At 71.6% G+C, this 21,567-nt stretch carries 21 protein-coding genes; 7 read left to right on the top strand and 14 right to left on the bottom strand.

The window, feature by feature from the left end:
- Nucleotides 1-64 precede the first annotated feature (64 nt).
- On the top strand, nt 65-1,195 hold the full coding sequence (locus OHA21_RS07875; protein ID WP_328471699.1) for a hypothetical protein: 1,131 nt from the start codon (nt 65-67) through the stop codon (nt 1,193-1,195).
- On the opposite strand, the gene OHA21_RS07870 is transcribed toward OHA21_RS07875, so the two are convergent.
- From OHA21_RS07870 to OHA21_RS07860, 3 genes are all read right to left on the bottom strand, one after another.
- The gene (locus OHA21_RS07870; protein WP_328471697.1) at nt 1,185-3,014 is read right to left on the bottom strand and encodes a hypothetical protein; all 1,830 of its coding nucleotides are present in this window, start codon (nt 3,012-3,014) and stop codon (nt 1,185-1,187) included. The genes OHA21_RS07875 and OHA21_RS07870 overlap by 11 nt on opposite strands.
- A 269-nt stretch (nt 3,015-3,283) precedes the next feature.
- Nucleotides 3,284-5,704, bottom strand: a complete 2,421-nt coding sequence (locus tag OHA21_RS07865; protein ID WP_328471695.1) for an ABC transporter permease — start codon at nt 5,702-5,704, stop codon at nt 3,284-3,286.
- A complete protein-coding gene (locus OHA21_RS07860; protein ID WP_328471693.1) occupies nt 5,701-6,381 on the bottom strand; it encodes an ABC transporter ATP-binding protein in 681 nt (226 codons plus the stop codon). Before OHA21_RS07860 ends, OHA21_RS07865 begins: the two co-directional genes overlap by 4 nt.
- A gap of 132 nt (nt 6,382-6,513) precedes the next feature.
- Between OHA21_RS07860 and OHA21_RS07855 the strand changes: the two genes are divergently transcribed.
- From OHA21_RS07855 to OHA21_RS07845, 3 genes are all read left to right on the top strand, one after another.
- A complete protein-coding gene (locus OHA21_RS07855; RefSeq protein ID WP_328471691.1) occupies nt 6,514-7,797 on the top strand; it encodes a sensor histidine kinase in 1,284 nt (427 codons plus the stop codon).
- Complete coding sequence (locus OHA21_RS07850) at nt 7,794-8,477, top strand: response regulator transcription factor (protein WP_328471689.1); 684 nt, start codon at nt 7,794-7,796, stop codon at nt 8,475-8,477. Before OHA21_RS07855 ends, OHA21_RS07850 begins: the two co-directional genes overlap by 4 nt.
- A 142-nt stretch (nt 8,478-8,619) precedes the next feature.
- Nucleotides 8,620-9,213 carry a hypothetical protein gene (locus OHA21_RS07845; RefSeq protein WP_328471687.1) on the top strand — a complete coding sequence of 198 codons (594 nt, stop codon included), beginning with the start codon at nt 8,620-8,622 and terminating at the stop codon, nt 9,211-9,213.
- Between the two features lie 9 nt (nt 9,214-9,222).
- On the opposite strand, the gene OHA21_RS07840 is transcribed toward OHA21_RS07845, so the two are convergent.
- The 3 genes from OHA21_RS07840 to OHA21_RS07830 form a co-directional block, all read right to left on the bottom strand.
- Nucleotides 9,223-9,798, bottom strand: a complete 576-nt coding sequence (locus OHA21_RS07840) for a TIGR03086 family metal-binding protein (RefSeq protein ID WP_328471685.1) — start codon at nt 9,796-9,798, stop codon at nt 9,223-9,225.
- A 53-nt stretch (nt 9,799-9,851) separates the two neighbouring features.
- On the bottom strand, nt 9,852-10,436 hold the full coding sequence (locus OHA21_RS07835) for a polysaccharide deacetylase family protein (protein ID WP_328471683.1): 585 nt from the start codon (nt 10,434-10,436) through the stop codon (nt 9,852-9,854).
- A gap of 268 nt (nt 10,437-10,704) precedes the next feature.
- Nucleotides 10,705-11,385, bottom strand: a complete 681-nt coding sequence (locus OHA21_RS07830; RefSeq protein WP_328471681.1) for a GrpB family protein — start codon at nt 11,383-11,385, stop codon at nt 10,705-10,707.
- A 24-nt stretch (nt 11,386-11,409) separates the two neighbouring features.
- Here OHA21_RS07830 and OHA21_RS07825 point away from each other — a divergent pair, with 24 nt between their 5' ends.
- Together OHA21_RS07825 and OHA21_RS07820 are read left to right on the top strand one after the other, a co-directional pair.
- Nucleotides 11,410-11,694: a putative quinol monooxygenase gene (locus tag OHA21_RS07825; protein WP_328471679.1), complete on the top strand. Its 285-nt coding sequence runs from the start codon at nt 11,410-11,412 to the stop codon at nt 11,692-11,694.
- A 38-nt stretch (nt 11,695-11,732) separates the two neighbouring features.
- The gene (locus OHA21_RS07820; RefSeq protein WP_328471677.1) at nt 11,733-12,707 is read left to right on the top strand and encodes a hypothetical protein; all 975 of its coding nucleotides are present in this window, start codon (nt 11,733-11,735) and stop codon (nt 12,705-12,707) included.
- Here the strand turns inward: OHA21_RS07820 and OHA21_RS07815 are convergent.
- Nucleotides 12,697-13,449 (bottom strand): S1 family peptidase, encoded by a 753-nt coding sequence (locus tag OHA21_RS07815; RefSeq protein WP_328471675.1) that lies wholly within the window; start codon nt 13,447-13,449, stop codon nt 12,697-12,699. The two genes, OHA21_RS07820 and OHA21_RS07815, sit on opposite strands and share 11 nt — an antisense overlap.
- A gap of 17 nt (nt 13,450-13,466) precedes the next feature.
- Nucleotides 13,467-14,000 (bottom strand): DUF1697 domain-containing protein, encoded by a 534-nt coding sequence (locus OHA21_RS07810; RefSeq protein WP_328471673.1) that lies wholly within the window; start codon nt 13,998-14,000, stop codon nt 13,467-13,469.
- A 92-nt stretch (nt 14,001-14,092) separates the two neighbouring features.
- On the opposite strand from OHA21_RS07810, the gene OHA21_RS07805 reads away from it, so the two are divergent.
- Nucleotides 14,093-15,895: a GGDEF domain-containing protein gene (locus OHA21_RS07805; RefSeq protein ID WP_328471671.1), complete on the top strand. Its 1,803-nt coding sequence runs from the start codon at nt 14,093-14,095 to the stop codon at nt 15,893-15,895.
- An 11-nt stretch (nt 15,896-15,906) separates the two neighbouring features.
- Here OHA21_RS07805 and OHA21_RS07800 read toward each other — a convergent pair whose 3' ends face one another.
- The 6 genes from OHA21_RS07800 to OHA21_RS07775 all read right to left on the bottom strand — a co-directional run bounded on the left by OHA21_RS07800 (nt 15,907) and on the right by OHA21_RS07775 (nt 21,442).
- On the bottom strand, nt 15,907-17,166 hold the full coding sequence (locus tag OHA21_RS07800; RefSeq protein WP_328471669.1) for a hypothetical protein: 1,260 nt from the start codon (nt 17,164-17,166) through the stop codon (nt 15,907-15,909).
- A complete protein-coding gene (locus OHA21_RS07795) occupies nt 17,166-17,660 on the bottom strand; it encodes a SigE family RNA polymerase sigma factor (protein WP_328471667.1) in 495 nt (164 codons plus the stop codon). Before OHA21_RS07795 ends, OHA21_RS07800 begins: the two co-directional genes overlap by 1 nt.
- 87 nt (nt 17,661-17,747) lie before the next feature.
- A complete protein-coding gene (locus tag OHA21_RS07790; protein ID WP_328471665.1) occupies nt 17,748-18,410 on the bottom strand; it encodes a hypothetical protein in 663 nt (220 codons plus the stop codon).
- Nucleotides 18,411-18,420: 10 nt separating this feature from the next.
- Nucleotides 18,421-19,014 carry a hypothetical protein gene (locus tag OHA21_RS07785; RefSeq protein ID WP_328471663.1) on the bottom strand — a complete coding sequence of 198 codons (594 nt, stop codon included), beginning with the start codon at nt 19,012-19,014 and terminating at the stop codon, nt 18,421-18,423.
- Nucleotides 19,015-19,136: 122 nt separating this feature from the next.
- Nucleotides 19,137-19,781 carry a response regulator transcription factor gene (locus OHA21_RS07780; RefSeq protein ID WP_328471661.1) on the bottom strand — a complete coding sequence of 215 codons (645 nt, stop codon included), beginning with the start codon at nt 19,779-19,781 and terminating at the stop codon, nt 19,137-19,139.
- Nucleotides 19,772-21,442: a sensor histidine kinase gene (locus OHA21_RS07775; RefSeq protein WP_328471659.1), complete on the bottom strand. Its 1,671-nt coding sequence runs from the start codon at nt 21,440-21,442 to the stop codon at nt 19,772-19,774. The genes OHA21_RS07780 and OHA21_RS07775 overlap by 10 nt, the downstream gene beginning before the upstream one ends.
- Nucleotides 21,443-21,567 lie beyond the last annotated feature (125 nt).

Here is a 21,567-nt window from a genome sequence, read left to right as displayed (position 1 = left end):
CGCGCGCGGGATCACCCCCGGCGGGGGATCACAGCGCGGCCCGGTTCTGCAACGATCCGTGGCTATGAGTGCGCAGGCGACGCTGCTGTTCGTCGTGGTGGTGGGCGCCAGGTTCGCGGTGCCACTGTTCATCCCGCGGTATCCGCTGCCCGCGATCGTGGCGGCCCTGGTGCTCGACGGCGTGGACCAGACGATCTTTCAGGCATTCGGGTACGACCCACCCGGCTACCAGGGCTACGACAAGGCGATGGACATGTTCTACCTGTCCGTCGCGTACCTGTCGGCCCTGCGGAACTGGACCAGTCTGCCCGCCATGCGGGTGCTGCGGTTCCTGTTCTTCTACCGGCTCGCCGGGGTGGTGCTGTTCGAGCTCACCGAGTGGCGTCCACTGCTGCTGATCTTCCCGAACACCTTCGAATACTTCTTCATCGCCTACGAGATCGTCCGCCTCGGCTGGGACCCGGCGCGGGTGAGTATGCGGCGGTGGGTGGAGACCGCGGCCGCCATCTGGATCTTCGTGAAGCTGCCGCAGGAGTGGTGGATCCACGTCGCCCAGCTCGACGTCACCGACACCCTGGCGGCGTACCCGTGGCTGATCCCGATCATCGCGCTGGTGCTCGCCGGCGCGGCCGCCTTCGGCTGGTTCTGGCTGTGGCCGCGGCTGCCGCAGCGCGCCTGGTCCTGGCACGTCGCCGCGGACCCGCTACCGGTCGAGATCGACACCGCGGCCGAGCGGGACCAGTGGATCGCCGCGCACTGGCGGGTCTTCTCCGCGGCCACCGCCGAGAAGGTGGCGCTGATCGGCTTCCTCTGCGTGATCTACGGGAACGTGCTGCCGGAACGCCGGTCCAGTCACCTCGAGCTGTTCCTCGGCATCGCCGGCTTCGTCGTGATCAACGCGCTGATCAGCCTCAGTGTCGCGCGGCGCGCCGGAAGCCTGGAGTCGACGGTCGCGGCGTTCGGCGTACGGTTGCTGATCAACGCCGGTCTGGTCGTGGCCGCCGACTGGCTGCTGCGCCGCTTCGGCGGCGACCTCAACACCGGCATAGCCCTGTTCTTCGCCGTGCTGATCAGCCTGCTGGTCACCCTGGACGACCGATTCCGCCCAGTCTCCCAGGTGCGCTTCTCCGACGAACCGGACCCGGCCGGTGAGGTGTCCCGCTCGGGGACACCTCACAGACCGGCTACTTCTTGACGTAGTTGCGCAGGGCGGAGACGGCCGCCCGGTCACTCACCTGGGCGTAGATCTTCTTGTCCGGGCCGACGAGAACCACGTACGGGCACTGCTTGTCGTCGCCCGACAGGATCCTGGTGACCAGCACCTTGCCGGTCGCGACCTCGATGACGCGCAGCTGCCAGTTCGCCTTCATCAGCGAGACGTTCAGCGGCTTCGGGTCGTCGTACTTGCAGGTGCGGATCTTCGCGCCGGCCTTGACCCGGTCCAGACAGGCGACCATCTGCACCTTGCCGGGACTGTCGGCGGCCCAGACGTTCTTCACCGACTTCGACAGGCCCTCGTCGAAGTAGTACGTGCCGTCCTGGCTGCGAACCCCGTCACCGTCGTCGACCAGCAGAACCACCGGGTGCGGGGCCTTGCCGGCCCGTTTCGGCGACTGCGGGTAGTAGACGTTCTCGTCGCAGACCCGGTTCAGGTCGTAGATCTTCTCGGCCGCGTACGTGCTCGCCTCCGGGCCCAGCGGCGCGTTCTCGGTCGGCTCCGCGGACGGGCTCGGGTCGAGGTCCTCGCCGAAGGTCGGCGGCGGCGTCGGCCGGTTGACGTCCGGCGAGGCGGCGGTGTTACCGGTGTCCTTGAGCAGGAAGTAGCTGCCGATGCCGCCGCCACCGGCGATCACCACGAGGATCGCCACGACCACCGCGGCGAGCACACCGTTGCGGCTGCGGCGCGGCGGTGGCGTCGGGGTGAAGGGCGCGCCGAACTGCGGCTGGCCCGGGCCGGGCGGCGGACCGAACGGCGGCTGGCCGGGCTGACCCGACACCGGCTGACCGAAGGGTTGGCCGGACACCGGCTGGCCGTAGGGCTGACCCGACACCGGCTGGCCGTAAGGCTGGCCGGAGGAAGGCGCCGGGAACGGCGGCGGCGCGTCGCCGCCCGGCGCTGCCGAGACGTATGGCGACGGGAAGGGCGGCGGCGATCCGGCCTGACCGGGCGCGCCGGGCTGCGGCCAGGCAGGCGGCGCGGACTGGAACGGGGTCGTGCCGGGCGTCTGCGGGCGCTCCCAGAACGGGGCCGACGATCCGCCGGGCGCCGGCGGGTACTGAGAGGTCGGCTCAGCCCCGCCCGGAGGCGCGAACTGCGAGGTCGGCTCCGCACCGGGCGTCGGCGGACGCTCCCAGAACGGCGTCGCCGGGTTGGCGGGCGGGAACTGCGAGGTCGGCGGCAGCCCGGTGACCCGCGGCTGCTCCCAGAACGGCGCCGCAGGCGCCGTCGTCTCCGGCGTCTCCCCGGCCGGCGTCACCGACGCCGAGCCGACAGCCGGCGCCTGCGCTGCGAACGGGGTGGTCGAATCCGCATCCCCGGCCGACGGTTCCGGCTGGAAGGGCGTGGTCGCATCCGCTTCGCCGGGCTGCGACGCGAACGGCGTGGTCTCATCCGCGGCCTGCTGCGACCCGAAAGGCGCGGTCGGCTCCGCCTCACCAGCCGAAGGCGACGCGAACGGCGCGGTCGGCTCAGCATCGCCGGCCGCTGGCTGCGACGCGAACGGCGAGGTTGCATCTCCATCGCCAGCCGACGATCCCGGGGCGAACGGCGTGGTTTCATCCGCGGCCGGCTGCGACCCGAAAGGCGCGGTCGGCTCCGCCTCACCAGCCGAAGGCGGCGCGAAAGGCGTGGTCGGGTCCGCTTCGAACGCCGGCTCGGACGGCGTCACCGGGGCCGCATCGGGAACCTGCGGTGCGGTGGGTTCCGCGGTCGAATCCGGGCCAGGCACCGGTGCGGCGCCGGACGCCGGGTCCGGCGCCGGGTTGGTTCCCGGGTCCTCCCCCGTGCCATTCATTTCTGTTCCTCCCCGTCAGCGACGAGGCCCGACTCTATCGAAAGGGCTTCACATCCCCCGTGACCAGGTACCCACGCCCCGGAAACCTGCCGGAAACAGGCCGCGACCTGCACATTCCGGGCGGCACAACACGGCCCTCGCCGACAGTAACCCTCGCTGACCTGGCAAAAGCAGCAATCCGGGCGTCGCTGCCCCAGCGGGCCGGGCCCGCCGGGACAGCGGTCGCTCCGCGAGGAGGGTGGCGGCCAAACGTGCCCGGAGCGGACCGGTCACTCCGCGCGCAAGGCGGTAGCCGCCCGCGCCCGCGAAGCCCATCCCGCCGGAAGCAGCGCGCTGAGCACCGCGAGCAGCACACCAGCACCGGCGAGTGCCGCGAGCAGGGCCGGCGGATAGACCGCGAGCACGCTGGACGGCAGCGTCACGCCCGCGGCGCCGGCCATCACCGGCACGGCCCAGCCATGCAGGAGCCACCCCAGGGGTACGGCGAGCAGCCCCCCGACCGCCCCGATCACCAGCATCGAGCTGATCACCATGACGCGAACCTGCCCCGGTGTCATCCCGATGGACTTGAGCACGCCGATCTCGTGGGTGCGCTCCCGCGTGTTCAGGACGACCGTGTTGAGAACCCCGAGCCCGGCAACCGCGGTGAGCAGCAGCGTCAACGTCGCGATCAGCCCGATCATGACCGCGATCAGCTCGTTCTCCTGGGTCTCCGCGCTGAGTTCGGCGCCCGCGGCGAGGTCGCCGAGCGCGCTGGTGAGGCTGCCGACGTACGCGCCCGCATCGGTGCCCTCGTCCAGACCCACCTCGAAGTTGCGCGGCGTCAGCTCCTCGTACAGCCCGTCCAGTTCGGTCACGTTCGTGATCAGCACCGGGTCGGAACCGTTGCTGAACGCCTCGCCGACAAGCGTGAGGGTGCGACGGCCCAGCTCGGTGCTGATGGTGATCGTGTCCCCCACCTCCGCGCCGGTATGCCGCAGGAGCCGGCCACCGGCGACCGCCTCGCCCGCCGTCTGGTACCAGCGCCCGGAGATCAGCGGATACCCGGTCCACGAGGAATCCCCGTCGTACCCGCGCACCTCGACAGGATCGGCCGACCCGGCGAGGTTGGCGTCCACCTCGGTGATCGCGGTGACGTGGGCGGTGCCGCTCTGCGCCTCGATGACGGACCGGACCTGTGCCGGATCGGCCGGAGCGTTCCCACCGCCCGGCGCCGGCTGCGCGCCCGGTGGTGCCTGCGCGCCCGGCTCCGGCTGCGCGCCCGGTTCCGGCTGCGCGCCCGGCTCCGGCGGCCCGCTCATCCCGCCCAGGTTGACCAGCACCGGCACCGCCTCGGTCCGGTTTCCGGCCTCGGCGACCCGGGTCAGCGACGACGACAGCCCGACCGCGAACACCACCGTGCTCACGCCGAGCAGCACAGCGACGACAGTCACCGCGGCCCGGGCCGGCCGGGCGAGCGGTGTCCCGATGCCGAAGCTGACCGGCCGGGGCAGACCGGTACGGGCGAGCGCGCGCCGGATCCGGAACCCTCGGCCGCTGCGCGGGGCACGCCCGACCGCGATCGCCTGAGCTGCGGAGAACCGGCCGGCCCGGATCGCCGGCCCGGCCGCGGCGAGCACCAGCAGGACCACCGCGCACGCCACCACGGTGAGATCGATCCAGATCGGCACCGACGGTTTCGCGTTCGTCGCGTACGCCTGCTCGGTCTGATTGAGCAGCGGAAGCGCGACAAGACGCCCGACCACCACGCCGAGCAGCGCCGCCGGGATGCCGACCAGCAGGATCTGCCCGGCGTACGCGCCCACCACCTGCCCGGGCGTCAGCCCGAGCGCCTTCTGCACGCCGATCGTGCGGAACCCGGCGACCACCGCCCCGGAGACCACGTTCACCACGATGAGCACCGACATGACCAGGCCGAGCACGGCGAATGCCACCACGAACGGCACCATCACCTTGATCCGGCCCTCCAGCTCCAGCTTCACGGCCAGATAGGAGACGGACCCGGTGAGCGAATCCGCGGGCAGGCCGGCAGTCGCGGTATCCAATGCGGAGGCGACCGCGGTCTCGCTGCCGGCGTCGGCGAACCGGTAGAGCATCTGCCGGCCGCTCGCCGCGGCCCGGGAGTGCAGCACGTCGGTCTGCTGCGGCGAAACCCAGGCGATGGCGCTGTCGGTGGCCGAGGAGGCGATCCCGGCGACCGTCAGCGTGGGCCCGTCGTTCACGGTGACCTGGTCGCCGACCTTCCAGCCGTGCCCGCCCGGCCCGGCGATCTCCGGGGAGAGCACGATCTGCCCGGTGCCGCTGAGCCACGAGCCGTCGGAGATCTCCAGTCGGTCCACCGTGGAGTCCGCGTCGGCCCGTCCGGCGATCGTGCCCGGCGGCCGCTTCTGCCGGCCTCCGCTGAGCTGGCCCTCGACCGTCTCGTACGGTCCGGCGGCCGCGGCGACACCGGACCGGGACGCGGTGGCGGCCAGGTCGGCGGCGCTCACCTTGGTGGCGTCGAACGCGGCGGTGACGTGCGCGCCGTTCTGGCTGCGGAACGCACGGTCGAACGGCGCGCTGGACCCGACGATCAGACCGAGAGCGAGTACGGCGGTCGCGCTGGAGAGCAGCACGACCGCGAAGACGACGAGGCTCTGCAGCCGGCGCCGGCGCGCAGCCGTCCAGGCGGTCTTCAGTACGGCTCTCACGACGGCACCTTCTCCGCGAGGTGGCCGTCGCGCACCTCGACCGTGCGGGTGGCGCAGCGATGCGCGAGGTCCGGGTCGTGCGTGACCAGCAGAATGGTCTGCCCACCACGGCTCAGGTCGCGCAGGATCTGCATGATCTGCTCCCCGGCCGCGGCGTCGACCGCGCCGGTCGGCTCGTCGGCGAGCAGCAGCGGCGGCTCGTTGATCAGCGCCCGGGCCACCGCCACCCGCTGCCGTTCGCCACCGGACAACCGGGCCGGGTACGAGTTCGCCCGCGCCGCCAGACCGAGACTGTTCAGCAGTTCGTCCGCCCGGGTCTGCGCAGCTCGCCGGGACGCGCCGATCAGCTGGGCCGGGAACAGCACGTTGTCCCGGGCGGTCAGGTCCTCGAGCAGGTGGAAGAACTGGAAGACGATGCCGATGTTCGCCCGCCGGAACCGGGCCAGGGCCTTCTCGGACAGCTTGTTCAGCACCGTCCCGGCGACCTCGACCTCGCCGGTGGTCGGCCGGTCCAGGCCGGCGATCAGGTTGAGCAGCGTGGACTTGCCGCTGCCGGACGGTCCCATCACCGCGACCGCTTCGCCGGGCGAGACGGTCAGGTCGACGCGGTCGAGGGCCGGGGGCCCGGCGGACTCGTACTGTTTGCCGACGGCTCGTAGCCGTACCAGGTCAGTCATGGTTCCGAAAGTTAGGGCCGCGGCCCGGCCGCGGTCGTCGGCCGCGGGTCGGGACCACGCGCGCCGGGTCATCCCTGAGATGTAGACGCCACGATGGATGTTCGCGGCCGGACCGGACGGCAGAATGAGGCCGTGGTTCAGTCGCTGTGCACCCGCCTCACCGCGAAGTGGCGCGCCGGTGAGCTGCGGGTGTGGGCCGATCTGGTGCTGGTCCTGGTGCTGACGGTGTTCGCCGTGGCGCTCGCCGTCGAGCGCGGTGACGCGGCGCAGCCCGATTCGATGGTCTTCTGGCCGGGCCGGCCGGACGCTCCACCGGACGTCCGGCTGATCCTCGAGGAGGAACCGTCGAAGGCGGACCTGTTCGCGACGAACCTGCTGGCCATCGCGCCACTGCTGGGCCGGCGACGGTGGCCGCTGCTGTGCTTCGCCGTCCAGGTCGCGGTGCTCGCCGGCTTCGACGTCGAGGCCAACCTGGCCAACCTCGCCGCCCTGCTGATCGGCGCCTACGCGCTCGCTCTGCACGGCCGGTCGGTGCCGGTGTCGATGACGGCGCTGCTGATCACCTGTGTGGCGGTCGCGGCCACCTCGGACAGCACCTGGCCGCGGCTGCCGGACTGGGCCGGCGGGTTCTTCATCCTGGTGCCGATCGGGCTGCTGGGGGTCACGGTCCGGGCGGCCCGCAGCCGCGCCGTCGCCTCCGAACAGCGGGCCGAAGCACTGGAACGCGAGCAGCATGCGGCCACCCGGCTCGCGGTCGCCGAGGAGCGCGCCCGGATCGCCCGCGAGCTGCACGACGTGGTCAGCCACCACGTCAGCGTGATGACCATTCAGGCCGGGGCGGCCGGGAAGGTGATGGACGCGCATCCGGAGATGGCCCGCGAGGCGCTGTCGGCGGTCGAGGCGAGCGGACGGGAGACGATGGCCGAGTTGCGGCACCTGATGGGCGTGCTGGCGCCCGGCCCGGACGACGAGCTGCTCCGGCCGCAACCGGGCCTGGACCAGTTGGATTCGCTGGTGGAGAACGTGCGGCGGGCCGGGCAGCCGGTGACCCTGCGGACCACGCCGGTGTCGCTGCCGCACGGCGTCGACCTGGCTGCGTACCGGGTGGTGCAGGAGGCCCTGACCAACGCGCTGCGGCACGCGCCGGGAGCGCGTACCTCGGTCGACGTCGCCGTCGGCGAGGACGAGCTGGTGATCTCGGTGGACAACGACGCGCCACCGCCACGAGCCCGGCCGGCGGAGAACGCGGGCGCCGGGGCCGGTCTGCTCGGTCTGGCCGAGCGGCTGCGGCTCTACGGCGGCACCCTCGACAGCGGCCGGCGGGTCGGCGGCGGCTTCCGGGTGTGCGCGCGGATCCCGCTGCCCCGGCAACCCGGCGCCGCGCGGCCGGACCGGCTCGAGGAGAGCAGCCCGTGACGCGCGTGGTGATCGCGGACGACCAGGCGCTGGTGCGTACCGGGTTCACGATGATTTTGGCGGCCGAGGGCATCGAGGTGGTCGGGCACGCCGCGACCGGCGCCGAGGCGATAGCCGCCGCCCGGCGGCTGCGCCCGGACGTCGTCCTGATGGACATCCGGATGCCGGAGATGGACGGTCTCGAGGCGACCCGGCGCATCCTGGCGGACGCGCCGTCGACCGCGGCCGGCGATCCGGTCCGGGTGGTCATTCTGACCACCTTCGATCTCGATCAGTACGTGTACGCGGCGCTCGCGGCCGGCGCCAGCGGCTTCCTCCTGAAGGATGTGACTCCCGACCACCTGATCCACGCGGTCCGCCTGGTCCGCGACGGCGACGCGCTGCTCGCCCCGGCGATCACCCGCCGGCTGGTCGAACGCTTCACCCGGCCGGATGCGGAACGGACCGCCCTGCACCGGGACCTGGCCACCCTGACACCGCGCGAGCTGGAGGTCCTGACCCTGCTGGCCGGCGGCCTGAGCAACCTGGAGCTGGCCGCCGAACTGCAGCTCAGCGAGGCGACTGTGAAGACCCACGTGACCCGCATCCTCACCAAACTGCAGTTGCGCGACCGGGTGCAGGCGGTCGTCGTCGCGTACGAAACCGGTTTGGTGACACCCAGCGCCCGGCGGCCCGGCTGATGCCGGGCCCACAGCGGATCCTGGTGCGCCGGTGGCTGCGGGCGCTGTCGTGATTCTCCGGACATCCGGGCGCACCCTGGATATATCGCGGCGATCCACTACAGTGCACGCGAACTGAGATCGTCGGCGAAGGGCCGGGGCCGTGGGCAAGACAATCGGGACGCTGCTCGTCGCCGTGCTGCTCACCTTCGCCGTGTACATGGCGATCTTCCGGGGCTGGGGCGCGCACCCGCCGGAGCCCACGACCAGCACCGTCGCGTCTCTGCCCTCGGCCAGCCAGCCGCCGCTCGTGGCGGCCGCGCTGCCCGGCGTCACGGCATCCACGATCCGGGAGGCGTGGCGGCAGCGCTGGGAGGTGCCGATCAAGGAGACCAGCCGGCAGGTGACCCTGTCGCCGGCCTACCCGAACGGCAAAGGGAACCTGCGGCTGACCATGACCCGTGTCCCGGAGGATGCCGAGGCGGTCTGGGGTGTCTCGTGCGCCCGCTCCGGCAAGCCGGCCCCGTACAGCAGGGCTGATCTGACCGAACTGCTCGACTTCTGCCTGCCGCCCGAGGTGGCCGGCGAGCGCCGGGCCGAGATCGTCGCCTGGCTGGCGCCGCTCGACGACAGCACGTGGCGGGTGCACCGGCAGTTCACCGGGTTCACCGCGGTGGTCAAGCACTCCCAGCCGAAGGACAAGGCGCCTCCGTCACTTCAGCTGGCCCTGACCGGCGGCACCTACTTCCCCGCCTGAACGGCCTGCCTACGCCGGCTTCCAGTTCGGGTCGCGGCCGATGAAGCCGAGCAGCCGGGTCTGCACGTCGGCGTCGTCGGGCACCGGGACCGCCGCGCCGTACTGACCGGAGGACCGGATCACCTGCTCCATCTGCTGCATGCCGCCCAGCAGGCCGGCGCTGAAGCCGGCATCGAGCTCCTCGTCCTGCCCGGTGGCGCGGGCCAGGTCCCAGGTGTGCATGAACACGTCAGAGGTGTAGAACTGGTCGATCGCCCGGTCCAGCGGGATCTCGCCGATGTGCTGGTTGACGAGGATGCGCTGCGGCGTGCCCGGGTCGTCCAGCAGCTCCTGCACCGCGGCCTGATGCACCCGCCAGGCCTCGACCGGGTCCTCGTCGACGCTCGGGCCCTTCGGCAGCTGCACGTCACTGCCGGCAGCGAGGAACCCGGGCAGCCACTCGACCAGGTGGCGCACGACGTCGCGGGCGGTCCATCCGGCCACCGGCGCCGGCGCGTCCCAGTTGGCGGCGCCCTGGACCCGGGCGGTGAACGTGGCGGCGATCTCGCGGTGCCGCTCGGCGGGCGAAAGGTCGGACAGCGTCATCTCGGCTTCCTTCCAGGTTTCAACCGTTCGGTTGAAAAGAACCTAGCACGCGCTCACGCCAGGACGAAGACGTAACCCTTCGCCTTCAGCTTGCGGATGGTGTTCGGAAGCGACGCGACGGTGGGCCGGCGATCTCCACCACCGTCATGCATCAGGATGACCGCGCCCGGACGGGTATCGCGGACGGCACGCCGGGTGATCGTGGGCGCGGGCGGCCCCTGCCAGTCCCGGGTGTCGACCGTCCACCCGAGAATGCGCAACCCCTCGCCCCGGACCACAGCACGGGCCGCGGGGTCGCTGGCGCCGTACGGGAAACGGAACGTCTTCGGACTGCGTCCCGCAGCCTTGCGGATCTTCCGTTGCGCCCGCTCGACGTTGTCCCGCGCCGCCGTGCGGGACAGCTTGGTGAAATCAGCATGATCCCGGCTGTGGTTGCAGATCCGGTGCCCCTCGCGAACGATCCGCCGCACGGTCCTGCGGTAGTCACCGACATTGTTGCCGAGCAGGCAGAACGTCGCCTTGACCCGGTTGCGGCGCAGGATGTCGAGCACTTGCGGCGTGTATGGCGACGGCCCGTCGTCGAAGGTGAGCGCAACTGTCTTGGGCCGCCGTGGCTTCTTCGCCGCCCTCACCTTCACAGGCTTCTTCTTGACCGCGGCAGTTGCGCGGCGCGGAGCCTTCGCAGCTCGCGGCCGGGCGGCCGGGGCCGGAGCGGTCGAGGCTGGAGCGGTCGAGGCTGTAGCGGCAGGCGGCTCGGCGGTGACAGTCGGATGGATGCGCTGGTCATGGTGATCGGCGACCGCCACCACCAGCGCTCCGAGAAGCAGGGCGGTCACCACCTTGGCCGGTCCTCGCATCAGCGATCAACTCCTGAGCCCCCCGACGGCCTGGCCTCAGCCCTCCTTCTTAGCGCCCCGACGCAAACCGGCCGGGCGCAGACCGGCCCGGCGCAGACCGGCCCGGCGCAGACCGGCCCGGCGCAGACCGGCCCGGCGCAGACCCGCCCGGCGACCACCCGGTTGTAGCGGCCCACTCCTCCGCCACCGCGACGACCAAGTCGACGACCGGGTCCTTGACGTCGGTGTAGACGCCGAGGTCGCCGACCGCTGCCGCCAGCACCTCCTTGAACCGCGCGTACGCCGGCACGGCATGCGGATGCGCCCGGAACCAGTCACGGAACAGCAGGGCGAGCCGCTCGTTCGGCGACCCGGCGAGCCGGCAGTGCAGGTTGACCTCGGCCAGACCGGGCCGCCGCCGGTTCCAGTAGCGCTTGGCCCACAGCTGCGGCGCGTCGTCGCAGCCGGCCGGCACGTGATCCTGCTCGTACGGCAACCGGCTGAACCCCAGCCCGGCCAGCGGACCGTCGAACGCCGCAGCCGCCGCCTCCAGGCCGGCGACGCTGACCTGCAGGTCGAAGACGGGCTTGGCCGCCATCCCGGGAATCGAGGTGCTGCCGATGTGTTCGACCCGCAGAGCCAGAGGTGCGAGCGCCTCCTGGAGCTCAGCAGCCAGCTCGATGCCCTGTCGCCCCCAATCCTGCTCATAGGGAACGATGAACGCGGCAACGGAAGCATCTGAAGACGGCACGCCAGGAGACTAACGGGAGTCTGAGTGATCATCATCGCTGGAACGCTGCACGTCGAGCCCGCGCAGCGGGACCGCTACCTGACCGCGGCCGCCGAGTCCACGGAGCTGGCCCGGCAGGCACCCGGCTGTTTCGACTTCGCGCAGTCCCCCGACCCGCTCGACCCGGGCCGGATCAACATCTACGAGCGCTGGGAGTCCGACGCCCACCTGGACGCCTTCCGCACCGCGGGCGGCACCGAGCCGGACTTTCCGCCCCTGCTGTTCGCCGACGTCAGCAAGTATCGAATCGACGGCGTAGAGGCGCCATGAGTTGATCACCCGGCGGCCCGCTCCGTAAGGTGCAGGCCATGGCCCAGTCCCGCCGTGCGCTCCCCATCGTCAGCCTGACGCTCGGCGCCGTGGTGGCCGTCAGCGTCGGCGTCGGCCTGGCGGTCAAGGCGCGGGCCGGGGACGCGGCGCCCGACAGTCCGTACCGGCTCTCCAGCTACAGCATCTGGGCGGGCCAGTCGACCACGCTCGTCGAGTCGGCGCCGGCCGGGACCACTCAGCGCATCGACTGGGGTGACGGCTCGGTCGAGACCGTCCCGGGGGCCGCGCAGGTCGCGCACGTCTATGAGCGCGTCGGTACCTTCACCCCCACGGTGACCGTCGGTGACGAGGCGCCTGAGCCGCTCGGCAGCGTCACGGTGTCGACGGTCATCGGCGGCTACGAGATCGAGAAAGCGACGACCTGGCCGGGCGAGGCGGTGACGCTGGCGTATCAGACCTACGACGAGGCCGACAACGTCAAGATCTCGTGGGGCGACGGCACGACCAGTGTGGTCCGGGCCAGCGTCACCAGGACGACGGCGTCACACACGTACAAGGCCGCGGGCGCCTTCGAGATCACCGCCGCTCCGGCGAACGAGAGCGGCACCGCGACGCCGCGCGCCGTCGGCACGGTCACCGTCCAGAAGGACGGCAGCCGGCCGACGATCAGCATGACCACACCGTCACGACCCGCCCTGGCCCGGTCCTGGGCGTCGCTGACCGGCAAGGCGTCCGACACCGGCGTCGGCCTGCAGAGCGTGGCGCTGACCGCGGTCTTCAAGCGCGACACGACCTGGTACGCCTACACCAGCGCAGGATGGACGAAGGTCAAATCCGCCGCGGTCGCCACGCGAAGGGCCCGGCCCATCGTGGTGACCCCGGACGCCGAGGGCGTGTGGCGGACCCGGTTCAGCGCGCCGGCCAACGGCACGCTGCGCATCACCTACACCGCGATCGACAAGGCGGGCAACCGCTCGGTTCCGAAGGCAGTGGCCCAGACCATCACCGGATGACGGCGCGGATCCAGGCGGCGATGTTGTCCGTCCGAGCCGCGCTCTCCACACCGGTGTGCGGGCAGCTCGGCCCGCTGCTGACCACCGCCACGAGCGCCGGCCGCGCCCGCTTCGACTCGGTGAAGAACGGCCCGCCCGAGTCGTAGGGGCAGGGGGTCGTGTCCGGCTGCGGGGCGTACCCGCTCAGGCCCACCACCGACTCGGCGACCGACACCACGGCCATCTGCCCGGTCCGCAACCGCGTCACCGGCGCCGGGTTCACGCTGGTCGTCGACCCGTACCCGGTCAGTCGCAGCACGTCGCCGGCCTGCGGCGCCCGCTTGCCCAGCCGGATCGGCCGCACGTCGCGCACCGGTTTCGCGAGCCGGGCCAGCGCCACGTCCGCGGTCGGCGACTGCCGCACCGCGACCACCGTCACCTCGTGTCCGCCGGTTCCCTCCAGGTCGGTGCGTCCCACGGTCGCCGTGGTCAGATCCGCGACGGGGTATTCGACCCGCACCCCGTTCGCGTCCCGGAAGCAGTGACCTGCTGTGATCACCCACTGGGCCGCGACGAGCGCACCCGAGCAGGCGCTGTTGCGCCGTCCGCCGGTGGGGGTCGGGATCCCGGTCATCGTCAGTTTCACCGAGAACCGGTACTTCCCGTCCGGCACGGGTTCACCGTTCGCGATCGCGTACGCCGCGCCCGGCACCCCGAGCACCCCGGCCAGCAGCAGGGCGAGAAACGTGATCAAACGTCGCATTCACCGACGATAGTCCTCTAAGGACGATCAAGCATCGCGAGAAGTTTCTCGACCGTGTTCCAGTTGCGTACGGTCGCCGAAGGCCCGGTCTTGATCTTGCCGAGGGCTTTCATGGTGGGGCTGTTCTGCTGGCCGCCGGGCAGCCACAGGTACATCTCCGAGCCGTCGATGACATACCGTTCCGCTCCCGTCTCGACGCCGGCCAAGGGGTCATCCTTGCCCGCCGCCGACGCGAGGAAGGCCACCACGTATCGAGAGCCGTCGTCCGCCACCTCGCCGAGCGGGTTGAACGCCACCACCCGCGCCATCTCGTCACGGCTGCGCAGGATCACCTCGATCGGCATCCCGAACCGGTCCTGCAGCGACGACTCGAGCGCTGTCTTGAGCCGGGCCGGAGCGAGATCCGAGTCGAGCACCACGTTGCCGCTCTGCAGGAGGGTGCCGACTCCCTCGTACCCCTCCTCGGTCAGCGCCGCACGCAGGTCGGCCATGCCGACCCGCCGTGATCTCCCGAGATTGATGCCGCGCAGCAGGACCGCGTAGCGAGTCATCGTCATCTCTCCCCGGTTGAGGAAATGGCCACCGCGCCGAGCGATTGATGATATCCGCGGCGGGCGCCCGCTTCTCTTGGGATCATGGAAGCGTGACTGGCCGTACCTTCGGGATCCTGTCGCCGTTCGTCGGCGGCGACTACTACGGCGCGATCATCGAGGGCATCAACGCCGCGGCCGTGGCCGGCGGTGACCGGATCATGGCCGTCCAGACGCTCAATCCGGGCGCGCACAGCGCCGACCGCAGCGGCCTGCCCGATTTTCACCGGCCGGTGGCCTGGAAGCACCTTTCCGGCCTGGTGGTGCTGCCCGGCGCGGTCGCCGGCGGCTATGCCGCCGACGCGCTGCGCGCCGGGCTTCCGGTGATCTTCGTGGCCCAGGAGGCGGCCGGCACCGGCGCGTCGGTGGTCCTGGCCGACAACCGCAGCGGCGTACGCGCAGCCGTGCGCCACCTCGTCGAACACGGCCACGAGCGGATCGCCTTCGCCGGCTACCTGGCCCACTTCGACCTGCGGGAACGCCACGAGGGATACCGGGAGGGCCTGCTCGCGCACGGCCTCACGCCGCAACCGGACCTGCTGTTCGACACCGGCGACAACCACGAGTCCGGCGGTGAGGCGGTCGCCGACGCGCTGATCCGGGCGGGCATGCCGGCCACCGCGATCGTGCTCGGCACCGACCGCAACGCGATCGGGCTGATCGGGCGGATGACCGCGGCCGGCTTCGACGTGCCGCGGGAGCTGGCGGTGGTCGGGTTCGACGACATCGCGGACGCGGCCTACCTGCGGCCGGCGTTGTCCAGTGTGCGGCAGCCGCTCGACCAGGTGGGCGCGGCTGTGTACGACCTGCTGGCCGACCCGTCCCCGGAGCCACGGGAACGGCATGTCGCCACGCTGTTCCAGCGGCGCAACTCGTGCGGTTGCCCGAGCACCGGGCTGCCGGTCTCCGAGCCGCACACCCGGTCGCTGTTCGGGCAGGTCCAGTACCTGCAGGGCACCCTCAACATCCAGTACGAGCTGGGGCTCTCGCTGCTCGGGACTCGCGAGCACGATGCCCGTACGCTCGACTGGCTCGGCCTCACCCCGGCGCTGGCCGGCTGCCTCGGGCTGTGGCAGGCCACCGACGACCGGCTGGATCTGGTCGGCGAGTTCCGGATCCACGCCGGCGCACCGGACGCCGTGGTCCCGGTCGAGGCGTTCCCGCCGGCGGAGCTCTTCGACCTGGCCGACGGCGCCGCCGGCGACATCGTGTTCGTCGTCCCGGTCCGCACCCGGGCCCGGGACTGGGGCCTGCTCGCCGCGGTCGGACGGATCCAGTCGACCACCCCGCCGGGCCGGGAGATGATGAACCACTCCGGCGCCCTGCTCGCGACCGCGCTGGACTACCACGTCCTCGAGGACAAGCTGCGCAACGCCGCCCTGCGCGACCACCTGACCGGCCTGCCGAACCGGCTGCTGCTGGAGGACCGGCTGAACCAGGCCGGGGCGCGGGCCGCGCGCGAGGCCGGTTACCGGTTCGCGGTGCTGCTGCTGGACCTGGACGGGTTCAAGGCGGTCAATGACAGTCTCGGGCACGCCGCCGGTGACGTGCTGCTGATCGAGATCGCCCGCCGGCTGACCGGGCTGGTGCGCCGCACCGACACGGTGGCCCGCCTCGGCGGCGACGAGTTCGTGGTGCTCATCGACGGGCTGACCGAGCCGGACGCGTACCAGCGGGTGTGCGCCGCCATCCAGGCGGCGGTGGGCGAGCCGGTCAGCGTCGACGGACAGGTGGTCGAGGTCGGCGTGAGCATCGGCGTCGCGGTCTCCGGCGACGGCACCACCGACCCCGACCACCTGCTACGCGAGGCGGACGCAGCCATGTACCGGGCCAAGTCGGCGGCCCGGCGCCGCTGATCAGCCGCCTGTCACCCGCCGATCCAGGAGGCGCCGCGCCAGATGCCCTGGCCGAAGCCGGCCGGCGGGCGCGCGCAGACGCCCGTCGTCAGGTCGCACCGGGCCGTCACCACGCCGTCCAGTTCGCCCTGGGCGGTGAGCAGCACGTCGTCACCGGCGAGCCAGGACGGGTTGAGGCCGGCAGCCGGCCAGGGCCGCACCACGTTGTCCCGGACGTCGAGGAACCCGTGCCGGTTGACGCCGGTGCCGTCCGCCCACTCCACCGACAGGCGACGGCCGTCGGGGGAAACAGCGCCGGCACTGCGCCACTCGTGGCAGTTCGCGCCGATCACCGCGGCCCGGCCGTCGAGCCGCCGAAGGCATCCGGTCGCGGCGTCGAAGGCGACGAGTCCACCGTCCACGGCCATCGCGGTTCCGCTGCGCACCGCCACCGGCTCGCCCGCTGTGGTCCAGGGCGCGCGCCAGGCAAGGCTGGTGGTGCTCTCCGGCGCGCCGCTCAGCAGGACGGCTTCGTCGGACGCGAACACGACCTGGGTGAAGGTGCCGGCCACCCGGTGGACGACCCGGCCGGTGGCCACATCGACCAACTCGGCCCCGCGGTCCGGGGTGGTGGCCGCCATCAGCGTGCCGCCGGGTGAGACGGCGAGACTGAGGACCCGCTTCACCTGGTAGATCTGGCGCCGGGAGTTGTCCGGCGCCACCACCTCGACACGGACGTCGAAGAGGCCGTCCTGGCCGTCGTGCCCCGGTCCCAGCAGCATGATGAACGATCCCTGATCACGCTGGGCGAGCAGGCGCACCGCCTTGGTCGTGCCGGCATCGAACCGGATCGTCCCGGCCGAGGTCACCAGGGTCGGCTCCTCGGCCAGCTCGGGCACCAGTTGCGGGTCGACGGCGTACGGAACCGGCAGGTCGACCGGACCTCCCTCGGGCAGCTGGTCGAACGGGCGGGACGGTTCGTCGGAGACGCGGAGCTGCCAGAGCGGATGCGTCCCGTCGGAGGTGCCGCGCAGCACCCCCACAGACGGCGACGGCTCGGAGTGCACGACGGGCGCGTCGTTGCGGTTCAGCGCCGGCACCCCGGCAGCGACGCCCACCGCCACACCCACCACGGCCAGGGCCGACGTGGCGGCCACCCAGCCGGTGCGCAGCCGGCCGAACCGGGACCGCCGCGGCGACGACGCCGGGTGACGCAGCCTTTCGGCCGCCGGGTCCGCACGCTCGCTGACCTTCTGCAGCACGTTGCTCAGCCGCCGTTCCAGCTCGTCCATCACTGCGCTCCCTTCGGGCTGTCCAGAACCCCGGTGAAGGCGGCCGCGAGCCGGGCGCGGGCGCGGGAGGCGCTGGACTTCACGGTGCCGGCGCTGACACCGAGCACCCGGGCGATCTCCGCCTCGCCGAGATCGCACCAGTACCGCAGGACGACCACCTCCCGCTGGCGGCGCGGCAGCTCCTGCACCAGATCCCACAGCCAGCGGTCCTCGAGCGGCGCCGCCGCGGTCTGCTCACGCTCGGCGAGGAACGGCGCGAACCTGCGGGCCACCGCCCGGCGCCGCAGCATGCTGCGGGAACGGTTCACCACCGCGGTCCGCGCGTACGCCATCGCGGTGTCCTCGCGGATGTCGGCCCACCTGCGGTACAGCTCCTCCAGCACCTCCTGCGCGACGTCCTCGGCATCCGCCAGGTCGCCGACGAGCAGATAGGCGAGCCGCACCAGATGCCGCCCGCTGTCCTGGAAGAAGCGGGTGAACGTGGCACCGCTCACCTCGTTCACCCGCACCCCTGCCTCCACCCTCATGCCACTGTTACGCCCGAGCCGCTCCTCAGGTTGTCAGACCCCGGAAACAAAGTCTCAGCCGTAGAGTTTCTTGTCGAAGGCCTGCTGATAGGGCTGCACACAGGTACGCCAAGCCGCGTCGTACCGGTCCTCCAGTGCGATCTCGGCGGCCGAACTGCCGTGTTCCGCCTCGGCGACGTGCTGCGGCACCAGGAACGGGTCGCTGTCCACAGTGAAGCCCTGCCCGCCCATGCAGGCGACGTACGTCCGTGCCGCCGCCTGCACCTCCGGGCTCGCCGCCGCCGCGCGCTGCGCCTGGGCGACCCGGGCCCGGCCCTCGGCCCCGCCCGACTTCTCCTCCTCCAGCTGGGCGCTGCAGTCGTTCACCGCGCCCGACCAGGCCGCCTGCGCCTGCGGCGACATCGTCGCCATCAGCGGCTCGTTGGGGTCGTCGGGCGTCGACGCGATCTGCGTACGGATCTTCTCGGGCACCTCGCTCTCCGGAACAGAGCTGTACGCGTCGATCACGTCCGCCTTGGCCAGGCCGGGGTGGAACTCGAGTCCCTTGCCGTTCATGCAGGTCGCCAGCCACTGGTTGGTCTTGCCGTAGAAGACCAGCAGTTCCCTGGCGTGTGCCGTCGGGTCCGGTTTCGGCTCGGCGAACGCCGAACCGACCAGCTGCGACACGATCAGGGTGGCGGTGATCCCGACAAGGACTCCTGCGCTACGAATTCTCATGCCCGGCTCCTCAGGGGACGACGTTCAGCGTGTTGTTGGCGGCCCCGTAGATCGGGATGTCGAAAAGGTCCTTCAAAAAGCTCCGGTCCGTCTGGTTGATCTTGATACAACCCGCGGATTTGTAATTCGATTCGGACCAGCCGCCACCGTTGCCACCCTGCGAGTGGATGAACAACTCGGTCCGGGTCACGGTGCCGGCCGCACACGTCTTGTTGCCCAGGTTCCAGACCGAACCCTTGACCACCGCGCTATCCGTCTGGTGGTTCTTCTCGTAGCGCGCGTTGTACTTGCCGTTCGGCAGCCAGCCACGGTTGGTGGTGCACTCGTTGCTGGTGCCGTCGCCGGAACCACCCTTCATGGTGATCTTGTGACGGTTGGCCATCAGCGTGGATCCGCAGTAGACCGAGCCCGAGTAGAACGCGTAGAAGGTCCCGTACGGCGCGGTGCCCTTGTCGAACGTCATGGTCGGGTTCGTCTTGGACGCCATGCACGTCGTCGCGACGACATCGGTGTAGGCATTGGCCTGCGGAATTCCCGAGATTCCCAGCGATATGCCGAGTAATGCCGCCGCCAAATAGGCGCGGCCCAGCCGTGACGTGCGCATTTTACCCCCGGTTCAGACAGCCGAAAGGCAGCCGCAACGCATCCCGCGATCACGGCCGCCATACAATGCCCGCGATCTTGTCAGTCACATTGACGGCTGTCTACCCCGGGTGAATTGACCCGTTACGAGCGGAGATAGAGCAGAACCGCGAGCACCCGGCGGGATTCGCCGCCGGTGGCCGGGATGCCGAGTTTGCCGAAGATGCTGGAGACGTACTTCTCGACGGCTCGCACGGTGATGAACAGCCGGTCGGCGATTCCCTGGTTGGAATGACCGGTGGCCATCAGTTCCAGCACCTCGCGTTCGCGCGGGGTGAGCGCGCCGAGCGGGTCGGACGGGCCACGGCGCGACACCAGTGCGGAGAAGATCAGCGGGTCCACCGCAGCGCCGCCGGCGCCGATCCGGCGGACCGCGGCGAGAAATTCGGCGACGTCGCTGACCCGGTCCTTCAGCAAGTATCCGACGCCGTCGGCGGAGTCGGCGAACAGGGTCATCGCCAACGCCGGCTCGATGTGCTGCGACAGCACCAGCACGCCGGTCGACGGGTACGTGGCACGGATCTCGACGGCGGCCCGCAGGCCCTCGTCGGTGTGGGTGGGCGGCATCCGGATGTCCACGACGGCGACGTCCGGGGCGAGCGCGGCGACCGCCTTGCGCAGCTCGTCGGCGTCGCCGCACCGCGCCACCACGTCGAAGCCGGCGTCGCGCAGCAGCCCGGCCAGACCTTCGCGGAGCAGGACGCTGTCCTCGGCGATGGCTACCCGCACGGCAGCTCCGCCCGGACCCGGGTGCCGCCGCCGGACGGGCTCCAGATCCGCAGGCTGCCGCCCAGCGACTCGACCCGGTCGGCGAGCCCGCGCAGCCCGGTGCCGCGCTCGGTGTCCACACCGCCGTCGCCGTCGTCACTGATCTCGACGACGATGGTGTCACCGGTCCGGGACAGGTCGACGGTCGCACTGGTCGCGTGGGCGTGCCGGCCGATGTTGGTGAGGCTCTCGCACACCACGTAGTAGGCGGCCACCTCCACCGGCTCGGGTGGCCGCTCGTCGAGGTGGACGCGCAGGCGTACCGGGACCGGGGTCTGGGCGGCCACGGACTCCAGCGCGACCGCCAGGCCGTGCCCGCTGAGCACGGCCGGGTAGAGCCCGCGGGCGATGTCGCGCAGCTCGCTGAGCGAGGTCGCGACCTCCTGTTTCGCCTCGGTCACCGCGCGGCGGGCGGCCGGGTCGGCGCCGAGCTGCGTCTCCAGGATGCCGAGCCGCATGGACAGGCCGATCAGCCGCTGCTGGGCGCCGTCGTGCAGGTCGCGTTCCAGGCGGCGGCGCTCCCGCCGGCCGGCTTCGACGACCCGGGCGCGCGAACCGCGTACCTCGGCGAGGCTCGCCTGGAGTTCGGCGCGCAAGCGGCCGTTGTCGAGGACCATCTCGGTGGCCGCGGCCACCGCGCGCAGCAGCTCGGGTTCCTCAGTCAGCGCCGGATGGTGGACCAGCGCGGCCACCGGCGCGCCGTCGCGTTCGATCACCGTGACCGCCCGCGCGCTGTCGTGTTCGGGCGGATCAACAGGCACCCCGTCGGAATCCACCCAGGTGCGGTAGCGCGGCAGCCAGTACAGCAGCGCGACCGAGGGGTCGCGCAGCGCGCGAGCGAGCGCCGGTTGCGGGTCGTCCGGCGCGGCACGCAGGTCCATCACCAGATCAGCCACCGAGGTACGCGCCAAGCGCGCATCCAGCAGACCGATGAGGAACGCCACCGGGGCGAGGCCGAGGAGCAGCAGGGTGACCCGCTGCACCACCACGAATCCGGTGCCCGCGAACAACCCCATGACCAGCAGGATCGCGAGTGACACCAGCCCGAGCGCGAACGAGTCCACGAGCAGCCGCACCCAACGGCGCAGCGGCAGTCCCCGCGATGCCAGAACGGCCACCCCGGCGAGGAGCAGGCCGCTGAGGGTGAGCAACTCGACCGCGTGCACCGCGTTCGCGGCCGCCGGCGCATCGGTGACCGCGAGCAGGTTGTCCGGTCCGAAGCCGCCGAGCAGCATCACGGTGAGCTGCAGGCCGACCGCGACCACGTACCCGGCGACGACGATCGGCCGGGCCGGCCCGGTCAGCCGGCCGGTCGGGAACGCCAGGAACACGTGCAGGAACAGGGCGACGACCAGCAGGTCACAGGCCTGTCCGACGGTGAACAGCAGCGGATTGGCGGACCAGGCCAGGTTCGACAGGCCGGCGCCGAAGCCGGCCAGGACGAGCAGGCGCCCGAAAGCGCTGTCCGGACGGCGGCGCCAGGCGACCAGACCGCTGAAGACGTAGAGCAGCATGATCCACACGAACAGCCCGGCCTGGACACCGGGCTGGTCGTCGCTGGACCGGGCCAGGGCGATCGACATCGCGGCGGCGGCGAGTCCGGCCACTGCCAGCGCCGTCACCAGCACACGACTCGGCGCGCTGTCCCTGATGCCAGCAGGCTAGGCGAGCCCCGATCTGCCCGGACAGACCGCGTTCACCTACCAGAAAACCGAACCCCGGGTGGCCGGGCTGCCGGGTACCCGGC

It is taken from the genome of Actinoplanes sp. NBC_00393, from assembly GCF_036053395.1.
Classification (GTDB): Bacteria; Actinomycetota; Actinomycetes; order Mycobacteriales; family Micromonosporaceae; genus Actinoplanes.
Note: the sequence above shows the minus strand (reverse complement) of the source record. Positions and strands in the feature narration are given on the sequence as shown.

What these genes read in the sequence shown, in the direction of transcription:
- OHA21_RS07815 (WP_328471675.1), bottom strand. Translation starts at nt 13,449, where the DNA reads ATGCGACGTTTGATCACGTTTCTCGCCCTGCTGCTGGCCGGGGTGCTC.
- OHA21_RS07870 (WP_328471697.1), bottom strand. Translation starts at nt 3,014, where the DNA reads ATGAATGGCACGGGGGAGGACCCGGGAACCAACCCGGCGCCGGACCCG.
- OHA21_RS07800 (WP_328471669.1), bottom strand. Translation starts at nt 17,166, where the DNA reads ATGGACGAGCTGGAACGGCGGCTGAGCAACGTGCTGCAGAAGGTCAGC.
- OHA21_RS07875 (WP_328471699.1), top strand. Translation starts at nt 65, where the DNA reads ATGAGTGCGCAGGCGACGCTGCTGTTCGTCGTGGTGGTGGGCGCCAGG.
- OHA21_RS07785 (WP_328471663.1), bottom strand. Translation starts at nt 19,014, where the DNA reads ATGCGCACGTCACGGCTGGGCCGCGCCTATTTGGCGGCGGCATTACTC.
- OHA21_RS07840 (WP_328471685.1), bottom strand. Translation starts at nt 9,798, where the DNA reads ATGACGCTGTCCGACCTTTCGCCCGCCGAGCGGCACCGCGAGATCGCC.
- OHA21_RS07860 (WP_328471693.1), bottom strand. Translation starts at nt 6,381, where the DNA reads ATGACTGACCTGGTACGGCTACGAGCCGTCGGCAAACAGTACGAGTCC.
- OHA21_RS07810 (WP_328471673.1), bottom strand. Translation starts at nt 14,000, where the DNA reads ATGACTCGCTACGCGGTCCTGCTGCGCGGCATCAATCTCGGGAGATCA.
- OHA21_RS07820 (WP_328471677.1), top strand. Translation starts at nt 11,733, where the DNA reads ATGGCCCAGTCCCGCCGTGCGCTCCCCATCGTCAGCCTGACGCTCGGC.
- OHA21_RS07790 (WP_328471665.1), bottom strand. Translation starts at nt 18,410, where the DNA reads ATGAGAATTCGTAGCGCAGGAGTCCTTGTCGGGATCACCGCCACCCTG.